Here is a 12,165-nt window from a genome sequence, read left to right on the forward strand (position 1 = left end):
CCATGAACCTGAACGACATCCAGCGCATCGCCGCCTTCGACGACAACGGCCAGGGCGGCAATCCGGCCGGGGTCTGGATCGGCGCCGCACTGCCGCCGGCCGCCGAGATGGCCCGCATCGCGCGCGAGGTCGGGTTTTCGGAAACCGCCTTCGCCGCGCCGGAAGGCGAGGCCTGGCGGGTGCGCTATTTTTCTCCAGAATCCGAGGTGCCGTTCTGCGGCCACGCGACCATCGCCCTCGGCGCCGCGCTGGCCCGCGCCCATGGCGACGGCCGCTATGCCCTGACCCTGAACGCGGCCAGCATCACGGTCGAGGGCCGGCGTGACGGCGAGCGGGTGCACGCGGCGCTGCAGTCGCCGCCGACCCGCAGCAAGGCGGCCGACCCGGCGCTGGTCGATGCGGCGCTGGCGCTGTTCGGCTACACCCGGGCCGATCTCGATCCGCGCATCCCGCCGGCGCTGGCCCACGGCGGGGCCGACCACCTGGTGCTGGCGCTGTCGAGCCGCGCGCTGCTGGCGGCGATGCGCTATGACCTGGACGCCGGCCGGGCGCTGATGCTGGCGCACGGCCTGGTGACGGTGGTGCTGGCCTGGGCCGAGCATCCGCAGCTGTTCCACACCCGCAACCCCTTCGCCTCGGGCGGCGTCTATGAAGATCCGGCCACCGGCGCCGGGACCGCGGCGCTGGCCGGCTACCTGCGCGACATCGGCTGGCCGCATGGCGGACGCATCGAGGTCGTCCAGGGCGAAGACATGGGCGCGCGTTCGCGTTTGACGGCAGAGATCGCCAAGGGGGCGGGCGGCTCGATCCGCGTGACGGGAACGGCGCGAGCAATGTAATACAACACCGTCAGTGGCGCTGGTTCCGGTTTGATAAAACTCTTGACTTTGTCATAAATGAGTTGGTTACTTACTATCAAACAGAGGGCTAAAAGCACGCCTGCTCAGTGGTTCGATTCTCCGTGAGCGGATTGATAATTTGATCCAGACCAACCCTGTTTCAATCTTATCAACCCAGGAGTACCGCCATGGAGCTGTTTCCAGCAGCCGTGTTCAACCCCTCGAAAGCGTCGTCCCCGCGCACCGCCCGCGGCCCCGTCGCTGGAGGCGCGATCGAGCGTTTGCCGTTCACTGTCCGCCGGGTAGAAACCGAAGCGGATCTGCTCAAGGCCGTGCGCATCCGCCACGCCGCCTATGCCCGCCATGTCCCGGATTTCGCCCGCAGCCTGGCGCAACCGGAGGCGGCCGACTATGACGCCGACACCATTGTCCTGCTGGCCGAGTCCAAGCTGGACGGCACGCCGATCGGCAGCACCCGCATCCGCACCAACCTCTACCGCCCCCTGGGTGTGGAGGAGTCGGTCGAGCTGCCCGACTGGTTGCAGGGCAAGCGCCTGGTCGAAGCGACCCGCCTCGGAATCGACGAGGGCCGGGTCGGTCGCATGGTCAAGATTGCACTGATCAAGGCGTGTTTCATGTATTGCGAAGACAACGCCATCGACTATTCAGTGGCGACTGGCCGTCCACCCGTGGACAAGCAATACGATCAGCTGATGTTCGTCGACGTGTTCCCGGAATTGGGTCTGGTGCCGTTGCGTCACGTGGGCAATATTCCACACCGCATCATGGCGTTCGAGATCGCCACCTTCCAGCAGCGCTGGGCCGAGGCGCGCCATCCGATGCTGAACTTCTTCTTCCATACCCACCACCCGGACATCGAGGTCGGTCCGGTCGCGCCGCCATCGCTGGCGCTGCCGCAGCGCCCCGTGCCGCCGGCCATCCGGCCACGCGTCGAACTGGCGTTCGCCTGAAGTTTTTCCGATCGTCAGCGGGAATTGCGGGGCGCAGCCTGGACGGGCTGCGCCAACGACCTGCAGCGCTTGCGCAGTTGCGCATGCGGCCGCGTCGTCAACGACCTGACCGGCACGCCGCTGGCCAGCTTAGCGATGCAGCTCAGCGATGCAGGCCAGCGGCAGCGTAGCCGCGGCGAACAGGAATCCGGTCGGAGCCGCCCGCATATGCCTGCCTTTCGTCTGCGGAAAAACACGCCGGGCCGTTCGATGCACTGCGCGGCCTGCCGCCATGGGGACTCACAGGCCATCGACGAGCCGGATGCACAGGCGGACCTTGGCCGCAATGTCAATGGCAAACCGTTGTGAAATCGTCCTGACCGGTCTAATAATTGCATGACGGCACTAGCGTAAAGCGGTATCCTTGCGCTTTAATGGCCGGCGCTCGTCGCGCAGCGTCGCCCGTTTCACCCAAGACCGTCCATGCCCAACGTCAAACATCAGCCGCGAGCAACGCTGCCGGCCGCGCTCCACGCGGCTGTCGAGCTGGTATTGAAGATCTTTGCCTATTACCTGATCCCGGTGGGGATCGGCATCGTCTCGCTGATCGCGCTGGTGTTCTGGCATGACGAATATCGCACCAGCGGCGACGTGCCGCTGGCGATGCACGTCACGGTCGACCAGGCCGCGACGCTCGCTCCGGACGATGCGCTGGCGCTGGCCCGGGCCACGCCGCTGACCAATGGCCATGACACCCACCTGTCCGAGGCGCCGGTCTGGTTCGCCTTCGAGCCGATGCCGCGCGCCGGCGAGCAGGTGATCGAATTCCCGTCGCGCCACGCACTGGACATCGCCTGCTGGGATGCGACCACCCTGGTCCCGCTCGGCGCCGCCACCCGCAGCCTTGACCACGGCGTGCTGCACGCCGAGAAGGCCGGCTTCGCGATGCGCCTGGCGCCGCTGCCGCGCCAGCTGCTGTGCCGCGCCGGCTTCTCGGGCCCGGCGCGCCTGTCGGTGCTGCAATGGCCGGCCGAGCAGTTCGCCTTGTCGGTCAAGCAGTATCACCGCAAATCGGGCCTGCTCGACGGCGGCATGATCGTGCTGGCCCTGTTCATCATCATCACGGCCCTGATCAACCGCCAGCCGGTGTACGTGCTGTTTGCCGGCTGGCTGATCCTGAACCTGCGCGTGGGCGCGCTGTCGGCCGGCTGGGACATCCAGTGGCTGGGCCAGACCGTGCCATCCGAATGGCTGCTGCGCAGCCGCGCCGTGACGATCACCCTGTACGGCATCGCCACGCTGACCCTGTACCAGGCGCTGCTCAAGGAACACCTCGCCGAGATGCGCTACCTGCTGCCGATGCGCGTCATGCAGTGGCTGTGCATGCCGATGCTGGCCGCGGCCATGCTGCTGCCGTATGGCATGTACCTGCCGCTGCTGTGGGGCATCCTGGTGTGCTGCTTCTCCTTGATGACGATCGGCCTGTTCAAGATCATCGTGGAGTCGCGCACCCGGGTCGCCTCCTGGTTCGCGGCCTCGTTCGCGGTGACCTTCCTGGCCTCGCTGGCCGAGGTCCTGTCGGCCGCGCTCGGCATGCGCGAACTGCTGGGCGTCATCAACAGCGTCACCGCCGCGCTCGCATCGAGCCTGCTGGCGGCGCTGGCCGTGGCCGAGCAGATGCGCATGGAAACCGAGAAGCGCCAGGAGGCCCAGGAAGAACTCGAGCACGCCTACCAGGCGATGCCGGTCGGCCTGTTCACCCTGGATATGTACGGCCACTTCCTGAGCGTCAATCCGGCCCTGCGGAAAATGCTGGGCATGAGCGGCTTCACGCCGGGCCGCACCGCCTGGCGCCAGTACTTCACCGAGGCCAGCTGGGCCAATCTGCACGAGCAGGTGCATGCCAAATCCGAGGCCGAGATGGAGCTGGCCAGCCGCGACGGCAACCAGCGCTTCCTGGTCAGCGCCACGCTGGCGCGCTCGCGCATCGAAGGCGTGCTGCAGGACACGACCGAAAAACACAAGGCCACCGAGCAGCTGCGCTTCATGGCCAATAACGATCCGCTGACCAAGGTCTACAACCGGCGCGGGATCGAGCGCGAATTTGCCAGCGCCGCCGCCAGCCTGGCGGCCGGGCGGCCGATGGCGCTGGCCTACGTCGACCTCGACCGCTTCAAGCTGATCAACGACCTGTTCGGCCACGCGGCGGGCGACGAAGTGCTCAAGCAGGTGTGCGAGCGGATGGGCACGATGCTGGCCGGCGGCCAGCAGATCGGCCGCGTGGGCGGCGACGAATTCGTGATCGTGATGCCCGAGACGGCGATTCCGCTGGCCTCGATCATCTGCCGCGGCATCGTCGACCGTCTCGGCAACACGCCGTACCGGGTGGGCGACAAGGCCTTCCACGTGCGCGCCTCGGTCGGCCTGATCGAGGTGGTGCCGGGCATGCCGATGAAGGATGCGGTGTCGACCTCCGACCGCGCCTGCCGCGAAGCCAAGACCGGCCTGGGCGACGGCCTGGTGGTGTATGAACGCGGCGCCGACGCCTTCCGCCAGCGCGCGGCCGAACTGGACCTGGTCGAGCGCCTGTCCGGCCCGGACGCGACCGACAACCTGCTGCTCGAGATGCAGCCCATCATGTCGCTGCGCGCGCCGCACGAGTCGATGAACTTCGAGGTCCTGCTGCGCATGCGTGAGCCGGATGGCCGCGTGGTGCCGGCCGGCGCCGTGATCTCCGCCGCCGAGAAGAGCGGGCGCGCCAGCATGATCGACCGCTGGGTGCTGACCACCACCCTGGCCTGGATCGCCGAGCACACCGAAGACCTGGTCAATACCCGGTTCGTGTGCATGAACCTGTCGGGAGCCTCGCTCAACGACGAGCGCTTCGTGCAGGACACCTTCGACATCCTGGGCCGCTACGTGCACGTGGCCAGCCGCCTGTGCCTGGAAATCACCGAGAGCGTGGCGCTGCACGACCTGGACAACACGCGCCGCTTCATCGACCAGGTGCGCAGCTTCGGCGTGAAGGTGGCGCTGGACGACTTCGGCGCCGGCTATACCTCGTTCTCGTACCTGAAGGAGCTGCCGGCCGACGTGCTGAAAATCGACGGCAACTTCATCGTCAACATCAACGCCCACCCGGCCAACGTGGCGATCGTCGAGGCCATCGTCAGCCTTGCCGTGAACCTCGGGATGAAGACGATCGCGGAATGGGCCGAGGATGCGGCCACCGTGCAGACGCTGCACGAGATCGGCGTCGACTACGTGCAGGGCTATGTGGTGGCGCGCTCGATGCCGCCCGAGCGCCTGCTGGAAGGACGCTCGAGCGCCGGCTTCATCAAGGACGAGGAACTGCTCGAGCTGCTGCGCGAGCTGGAGAATCCGCCGGCGCCGCACCTGGCCAGCGTGAGCCGGCTGCACTAATTCTAATCAATGCCCGCGAGGGTTTCCCTGCTGCCCACGTCGCCCACCAGGAATTGCGCGCGCGCCGCCTTCAGCGTGGCGACGTCGCTGGCCAGTGGCTTGGCCTTGACCCTTGGCATCGGCGTGGCGCTGCGCTGCAGTGCGCGCGCGGGCGGCAGCACGTCTTCCCGGGCCGCCAGCGGATAGGGGGCGATCTTCGTCACTCCTTCGCTGGACGGCATGCTGGCCATGCGCACGGTGGCGGCGCCGGCTTCGCAAGGGCGGTCGGTGAAAGTGACGCGGCCGGCGCCGTCGATGCACTTGACGATGACGGATTCGGAATAGGCGCTCGGCGCGGCGATTGCTGCGGCGGCCAGCAGGCAGATGCTCAGTTGTCGCTTCATAATTGGCTCCTGGACGGATCCATGTTCGGGATTTCATTGTCTTCCTTGCATCATTGCGCTTCTGTTCGCCACTTCACGTGGGCATGTAGGCGCACGCGCCGTCGTTTTTTACAGAACCGCCAGTCTTGGATAAAATGTCCAGCATGAACAAGACATTGCGAAGCAAGGAAGAATCCGCGCTCATCGAGCAGGTCCGGCACATCGCCGAGGGCCTGGCGCAGACCTTCGCGCCGTTCTGCGAGGTGGTGGTGCACGATCTGCGCGATCCGGGTCACGCGGTGCTGGCGATCCACAACAATCTCTCCAGCCGCGCGGCCGGCGATCCGGCCACCGAGCTGGGTCTGGCGCGCATCGCAGACAGCGCCTATCCGCAGGTGGTCGCCAATTATCCGAACCAGTTCCCGGACGGCCGCCCGGCCAAGAGCACCTCGATCGGCATCAAGGACGCCGACGGCAACTACGTGGCGGCCCTATGCCTGAACGTCGACCTGACCCTGTTCCGTTCGATGCAGGGCATCCTGGAACAGTTCAATGCGCTGGGAGAGGCGCCCGTGGGCGAGTCGCTCGATCCGGCCAACGCCGACGCCATCCGGCGCCGCATCGACGCCTACGCGGCGCGGTTGGCGTCCTCGCCCCAGTTGCTCAAGGCGCACGAGCGGCGCGCGCTGATGCGCGAGCTGAAGGACGGCGGTTTTCTCGAAGTGCGGCGCGCGATGGAAGTGGCGGCGTCGCATCTCGGGATTTCGCGGGCGACCGCCTACAACGACATCAAATAGAATCCGCATCTACCGTATATCTGACCGTCACTTCGGGAGACCGCCATGAAGACCGCCGTATTCAGCGCTCGCCGCTACGACAAGACCATGCTGGGCCAGGCCAATGAAGCCGCCGGCCATGAGTTGCGTTTCCTCGAAGACCGGCTGAGCCGCGAGACCGCGATGTTGGCCCGCGGCTGCGAGGCGGTCTGCGTCTTCGTCAACGATACCGTCGATGCCGAGGTGCTGGGCATCCTGGCCGGGCAGGGCGTGCGGCTGGTGGCGACCCGCTCGACCGGCTACAACCATATTGATGCTCACGCTGCGCGCGACCTCGGCATTGCCGTGGTACGCGTCACCGATTATTCCCCCAACTCCGTAGCCGAGTTCGCGGTCGGGTTGCTGCTGGCCGTCAACCGCAAGATCGCGCGCGCCAGCGTGCGCACGCGCGAGGGCAATTTCGACCTCGACGGCCTGATGGGTTTCGATTTGCACGGCAAGACGGTCGGCGTGATCGGCACCGGCAAGATCGGCACCATCTTCGCCCGCATCATGGCCGGTTTCGGCTGCACGCTGGTCGGCTACGACCGTTACCCGACGCCGGCCTTCGAGGCGCTGGGCGGACGCTATATCGGCGTCGACGAGCTGCTGGCCTGCAGCGACGTGGTGTCCTTGCACTGTCCGCTGCTGGAAGAGACCCATCACATCGTGAACGCGGCGGCGCTGGCGCGGGTCAAGCGCGGCTGCATGCTGGTCAATACCAGCCGCGGCGGCCTGGTCGACACCGAGGCCGCGGTGCAGGCGCTCAAGAGCGGCCAGCTGGGCGGCCTGGCGATCGACGTCTACGAGCAGGAAGCGAGCCTGTTTTTCCAGGACCTGTCGTCGACCATCATCACGGACGACGTGATCCAGCGCCTGGTGTCGTTCCCGAACGTGATCGTGACCGGCCACCAGGCCTTTTTCACGGTCGAGGCGATCGGGCAGATCATGCGCACGACCATCGACAGCATCGGGGCCTTCGAGCGGGGCGAGGAGCTGGTCAACCGGATTCCGGATTGATGCGGGGTGCATGAGTTGGCCCATGGACTGGACAGGGGCGCGCATTGTGCGCTACGGTCTTGGACATCGGCAACGCGCAGCAAGGATCTGGAATGCATATCAGGCCGGCCCGGTGCGACCGGGTGTTCGACGTCAAGCCAGGCAAGGGCGGCAAGCGCAGGCCTTCGTGGCTGGCGCGCTTGCTATGGGCGTTGGCGCCCATCTTGTGGAAGTGAGCACGCGATGAATCGACGAGTGGATGACGTTGCGGAGATCGTGCAGCTGACTTTCGATCGGGTGTTCGATGTGCAGGGCCGGATGTTCAGTTTCGAAAGCGGCGGCAGGAAGGAATACGGCGTCAGCTTTTCCGACGGTACCGTGCCGCGCGATGGCTCGCGGTATGCTGTGGCGCTGGTAGAGGACGGCAACTGGCAGAAGGTGATTGGCTGGCGCGATCTCTCCACGACCGAGGTTTATCTCACTGAATCGGGCTGGGACGCCGCGTGGACCCAGGCAGGCACACTGTACATCTTCGCACCCATCTTCATCGCTGCCGCCCTGGTATTCCTGGGCCCATGGGTGGCGCTGGGATTGCTCGGGCTTTTCGTGTCGCTATCCGCATGGATCGTTCGGCGCGCGGTGGTGCGCAACCGGCTGGTGGATCAGGCGCTGCGCGAGCTCGACCCACCTGCGCCACCGGGCGATGGCCCCAGGATCGGGAAAACCGGGAAAAGGTGGATCACGGGCTTGCTGAACATCTTCTCGGGGTGATGTTCACGATGAGTTGACTGGGGATGGTCGTGGTTTGACCATTAATCCAATTTTGGATAATATGTCCAATATTGTATGGACCGACAACTGACCCCAGAGAACTGAAAGGATTGCGCCATGACCGCAGCATCGCTCCCCACCTACGAAGACGTCGCCCAGGCCGCCGAGCGCATCCTGGGCGCCGCCCACTGCACGCCGGTGCTGACCTCGCGCACCGTCAACGAGGAATTCGGCGCCGAGGTGTTCTTCAAGTGCGAGAACATGCAGCGCATGGGCGCCTTCAAGTTCCGCGGCGGCTATAACGCGCTGGCGAAGTTCAGCCCCGAGCAGCGCCGTGCCGGCGTCGTCGCTTTCTCCTCCGGCAACCATGCGCAGGCGGTCGCGCTGTCGGCCAAGATCCTGGGCATGCCGGCCACGATCGTGATGCCGCAGGATGCGCCGGCCGCGAAAGTCGCCGCCACCCGCGGCTACGGCGCCACCGTGGTGACCTATGACCGCTATACCGAGGACCGCGAACAGATCGGCCGCGAGCTGGCCGAGAAGCACGGCCTGACCCTGATTCCTCCCTACGACCATGCGGACGTGATCGCGGGGCAGGGCACGGCGGCCAAGGAGCTGTTCGAGGAAGTCGGTCCGCTGGACGCCTTCTTCGTCTGCCTGGGCGGCGGCGGCCTGCTGTCCGGCTCCGCGCTGGCCACGCGCGCGCTGTCGCCGGGCTGCATGCTGTACGGCGTCGAGCCGGAAGCCGGCAACGACGGCCAGCGGTCGTTTCGCACGGGCGAGATCGTCCACATCGACACGCCGCGCACCATCGCCGACGGCGCCCAGACCCAGCACCTGGGCCATCTGACTTTTCCGATCATCCGGCGCGACGTCGACGACATCCTCACCGTGAGCGACGAGGAGCTGGTGGCCTGCATGCGCTTTTTCGCCGAACGCATGAAGATCGTGGTGGAGCCGACCGGTTGCCTGGGGTTCGCCGCTGCGCGCCGGATGAAGGAACAGCTGAAAGGGAAGAGGGTCGGGGTGTTGATCAGTGGCGGGAATATCGATCTGGGGCGGTTCGCGAGCCTGATCGGCGATTGATTGCTGACCGGATGCGCAGGGTGGACGGCCGAGCCGTCCACCTGCGATGGGGCAGCAGTCCTGTCAGGCAGCCAGCGGCAACGCCACCTGCAGCATGAACCCGCCGCCCTCGCGATTGCGCACTTCGAGGCCCGCATTGTGCCGGGTCAGCACCCGTTCCACGATCGCCAGTCCGAGCCCTGCGCCATTGGCCTGGCCACGCGCGCTATCGAGCCGCGTGAAGGGCTTCATCAGCTGCGCGATCTGGTCCGCCGGCACCCCGACCCCATGGTCGCCGATCTCGATCACGGCGCGCCGCCCGTGGCCGGTGGCCTTCACGCGCAGCACGATGTCGATGTCGGTGCATGAGGTGCCAGGCGTATTGCCGTAGCGGCGCGCGTTCTCGATGATGTTGTTGATCACGCGCCGCAGGTCGGTCGCGTTGCCCATCACGTGCACACCCGGCATCAGGTCGGTCTTGACGTGCAGGTCGGGGATGCGGGCCGCCTCGCGGCCGACGTCGGACAGCATCTCGGACAGGTTCACCGGCACGAAGGTGGCCGCCTCGGTCGGCTTGGCGTAGTCCAGGAACTGGCCGATGATGGCGTCCATCTGCGCGATGTCCGACTGCATGCCTTCGCGCGCGTCAGTCGACAGATTCGCCATCTCGACTTCGAGCCCCATGCGCGCCAGCGGCGTGCGCAGGTCGTGCGAGATGCCGGCCAGGATCACGGCGCGGTCCTTTTCCACCTGCGCCAGGTCTTCCACCATCTGATTGAAGCTCCGATTGGCCTCGATGATCTCTTGCGAGCCCTTCTCGGGCAGGCGGGCCGGACGCTCGCCCTTGGCGATGGCGCGCGCGGCGGCGGTCAGGCGCGCCAGCGGGCGGTTCACCAGGCTCGAGATCAGCGCCGCGCCGACCACCGACAGCAGGCCCACCACCACGGCCCAGCCCAGCCACTGCTCGCGCGTCAGGCCGGTCAGGCGCTCGCGCTCGAGCATCAGCCAGTATTTGTCGTCCTCGATATTGAAGCTGATGTAGAAGCCCGGCACGCCGTTCACGCCGCTCGAGAAGCGCGTGTCGGCGCCCAGGCGCTCGCGCACGATGGCCGCGATCTGGGGCATCAGGCGATTGTGCGGCGGCGGGTCGACCACATCCGTGTCTTCCAGCGTGAAGATGCGGATGCCTTCGTTCGACACCAGTTCGAGCAGCAGCTCGCGCCGCAGGTCGGGCGCCGAGTGGGTCAGCGCGGCCTTGGTGATCGTCACCACCGACACCACCAGCTCGGCCGTCTGCTGCACCTGCTTGTCGCGCTGGAACACGCTGATCATGCCGATCCAGGCCAGCATCGAGGCCGCGGTGAGCACCGACATCAGGAAGAAGGTGCGCCAGAACAGGCCGCTCTTGAACCAGGCGAAGCGCAGGGCGCGCCGGGCCTGGGCGATTGGGGTGAACACTAGCGCGGCTGACCTTCAGGGATGAACACGTAGCCCAGGCCCCACACGGTCTGGATGTACAGCGGGCTCGATGGATCGGGCTCGATCAGCTTGCGCAGGCGCGAGATCTGGACGTCGAGCGAGCGGTCGAACACTTCGTACTCCCGACCCCGCGCGAGTTCCATCAGCTTCTCGCGCGACAGCGGCTGGCGCGCATGGCGCGCGAACACCTTCAGCACCGAGAATTCGCCGGTGGTCAGCGGCACCGTCTCGCCGTTCTTCTTGAGCGTGCGCGTGCCCAGGTCGAGCACGAAGTCGCCGAACTCGAAGGTCTGCGGGGTCTCGGACGGCGCGCCGGGAATCTCGTCCGGGCCCTTGCGGCGCAGGACGGCGCCGATGCGGGCCACCAGCTCGCGCGGATTGAACGGCTTGGGCAGGTAGTCGTCGGCGCCCATCTCGAGGCCGACGATGCGGTCGACGTCCTCGCCCTTGGCGGTCAGCATGATGATCGGGGTCTGGTCGCCGGCGCCGCGCAGGCGGCGGCAGATCGACAGGCCGTCTTCGCCGGGCAGCATCAGGTCGAGCACCAGAAGGTCATAGCGCTCGCGCAGCCACAATTTGTTCATCGCCGGCGCGCTTTCGGCGGTCACCACCTGGAAGCCCTGTTCGGTCAGGTAGCGGCGCAGCAGGTCGCGCAGGCGCACGTCGTCGTCCACGACCATGATCTTGGCGGAGTGGCCCGATGGTGCGCCCATACCCGCATGATTGTTCGAAGTCGTTGAGGTCATAAAACTGTCCAGAATTGTCAGATGAATGTCGCTATGGTAACTTCTTATGGATGGGGCGGAAGCACGACTCAGCCCAGCCATTACAATGTGTTACAAACTTTACCCAATAAGTCTTACTCCGCTTTCGGTATGCACCTACACTGGCGACAAGTGATCAACACAGCTTATCCGTTTATCAGGCATCGCGGAAGAGGAACACCATGAACCACGCGCACAACGACAAACCAGCAGGATTCGGCGCCAATGGCGGCCGGCTCGCCCGGCTTGCGCGCCTCGGTGTGGTCGCCTGCGTACTGGCAGGCCTGGGGGCCAGCGCGTCGGCGCAAAACCAGGAGCGCGATCCGCGCCGCGACGAAGCGGCGATGCGTGACCGTTACCAGATGCAGGCCCAGCAGGATCCGCGCGTGTACGAGATGCGCGACCAGGATCGCCGCGCCATGGAGGTGCAGTCCGATGCGGCCCGCGAAGAACGCCGTCGTGGCCGTCTGTCGGCGGACGAGCGGCGTGACCTGCGGCGCCAGATCAAGGAAGGTTCGGAGCTCTATCCGAACGCTCGCCGCCGCTGACGATGCGGGCGGCAATGTAAAACGACGGCGCCGATGGCGCCGTTGTCGTTTCTGGAATTTGACATTTCCCAAGCCATCTTGCTGGCGTAGTTGGCGCGTTTTTGCCGGATCTGGCCACCAATTCGCATTGCGGCAATGGTGTCAGCCGCG

General features: G+C 66.2%; 13 protein-coding genes. 10 read left to right on the forward strand and 3 right to left on the reverse strand.

What is annotated here, in order from left to right; translation table 11 throughout:
- The first annotated feature begins 2 nt into the window (after positions 1 to 2).
- The 4 genes from DIR46_RS21895 to DIR46_RS21910 all read left to right on the forward strand — a co-directional run bounded on the left by DIR46_RS21895 (position 3) and on the right by DIR46_RS21910 (position 5,212).
- Positions 3 to 839, forward strand: a complete 837-nt coding sequence (locus DIR46_RS21895) for a PhzF family phenazine biosynthesis protein (RefSeq protein WP_109347132.1) — start codon at positions 3 to 5, stop codon at positions 837 to 839.
- A 188-nt stretch (positions 840 to 1,027) separates the two neighbouring features.
- On the forward strand, positions 1,028 to 1,810 hold the full coding sequence (locus tag DIR46_RS21900) for an N-acyl amino acid synthase FeeM domain-containing protein (protein WP_109347133.1): 783 nt from the start codon (positions 1,028 to 1,030) through the stop codon (positions 1,808 to 1,810).
- A 69-nt stretch (positions 1,811 to 1,879) separates the two neighbouring features.
- Positions 1,880 to 2,158 carry a hypothetical protein gene (locus DIR46_RS21905; protein WP_162819590.1) on the forward strand — a complete coding sequence of 93 codons (279 nt, stop codon included), beginning with the start codon at positions 1,880 to 1,882 and terminating at the stop codon, positions 2,156 to 2,158.
- 114 nt (positions 2,159 to 2,272) lie between these two features.
- Complete coding sequence (locus DIR46_RS21910) at positions 2,273 to 5,212, forward strand: putative bifunctional diguanylate cyclase/phosphodiesterase (RefSeq protein WP_109347135.1); 2,940 nt, start codon at positions 2,273 to 2,275, stop codon at positions 5,210 to 5,212.
- Positions 5,213 to 5,214: 2 nt separating this feature from the next.
- Here the strand turns inward: DIR46_RS21910 and DIR46_RS21915 are convergent, their stop codons facing one another.
- Positions 5,215 to 5,595 (reverse strand): DUF4124 domain-containing protein, encoded by a 381-nt coding sequence (locus DIR46_RS21915; protein ID WP_109347136.1) that lies wholly within the window; start codon positions 5,593 to 5,595, stop codon positions 5,215 to 5,217.
- A gap of 143 nt (positions 5,596 to 5,738) precedes the next feature.
- On the opposite strand from DIR46_RS21915, the gene DIR46_RS21920 reads away from it, so the two are divergent.
- The 5 genes from DIR46_RS21920 to DIR46_RS21935 all read left to right on the forward strand — a co-directional run bounded on the left by DIR46_RS21920 (position 5,739) and on the right by DIR46_RS21935 (position 9,245).
- Positions 5,739 to 6,371 (forward strand): helix-turn-helix transcriptional regulator, encoded by a 633-nt coding sequence (locus DIR46_RS21920; RefSeq protein WP_109348107.1) that lies wholly within the window; start codon positions 5,739 to 5,741, stop codon positions 6,369 to 6,371.
- Positions 6,372 to 6,416: 45 nt separating this feature from the next.
- Entirely contained in the window at positions 6,417 to 7,409 is a 993-nt protein-coding gene (locus tag DIR46_RS21925) for a 2-hydroxyacid dehydrogenase (protein ID WP_109347137.1), read from the forward strand.
- Between the two features lie 92 nt (positions 7,410 to 7,501).
- On the forward strand, positions 7,502 to 7,624 hold the full coding sequence (locus DIR46_RS27650; protein WP_282433160.1) for a hypothetical protein: 123 nt from the start codon (positions 7,502 to 7,504) through the stop codon (positions 7,622 to 7,624).
- A 19-nt stretch (positions 7,625 to 7,643) separates the two neighbouring features.
- Positions 7,644 to 8,159, forward strand: a complete 516-nt coding sequence (locus tag DIR46_RS21930; RefSeq protein WP_109347138.1) for a hypothetical protein — start codon at positions 7,644 to 7,646, stop codon at positions 8,157 to 8,159.
- Positions 8,160 to 8,276: 117 nt separating this feature from the next.
- The gene (locus DIR46_RS21935) at positions 8,277 to 9,245 is read left to right on the forward strand and encodes a threo-3-hydroxy-L-aspartate ammonia-lyase (RefSeq protein ID WP_109347139.1); all 969 of its coding nucleotides are present in this window, start codon (positions 8,277 to 8,279) and stop codon (positions 9,243 to 9,245) included.
- Positions 9,246 to 9,308: 63 nt separating this feature from the next.
- On the opposite strand, the gene DIR46_RS21940 is transcribed toward DIR46_RS21935, so the two are convergent.
- Positions 9,309 to 10,682 carry a sensor histidine kinase family protein gene (locus tag DIR46_RS21940; protein WP_109347140.1) on the reverse strand — a complete coding sequence of 458 codons (1,374 nt, stop codon included), beginning with the start codon at positions 10,680 to 10,682 and terminating at the stop codon, positions 9,309 to 9,311.
- Entirely contained in the window at positions 10,682 to 11,449 is a 768-nt protein-coding gene (ompR, locus tag DIR46_RS21945) for an osmolarity response regulator transcription factor OmpR (RefSeq protein WP_109347141.1), read from the reverse strand. The genes DIR46_RS21940 and ompR overlap by 1 nt, the downstream gene beginning before the upstream one ends.
- A 200-nt stretch (positions 11,450 to 11,649) precedes the next feature.
- Here ompR and DIR46_RS21950 point away from each other — a divergent pair, with 200 nt between their 5' ends.
- Positions 11,650 to 12,015, forward strand: a complete 366-nt coding sequence (locus DIR46_RS21950) for a hypothetical protein (protein WP_229446359.1) — start codon at positions 11,650 to 11,652, stop codon at positions 12,013 to 12,015.
- The last annotated feature ends 150 nt before the right edge of the window (positions 12,016 to 12,165 follow it).

It is taken from the genome of Massilia oculi, from assembly GCF_003143515.1.
Classification (GTDB): Bacteria; Pseudomonadota; Gammaproteobacteria; order Burkholderiales; family Burkholderiaceae_D; genus Telluria; species Telluria oculi.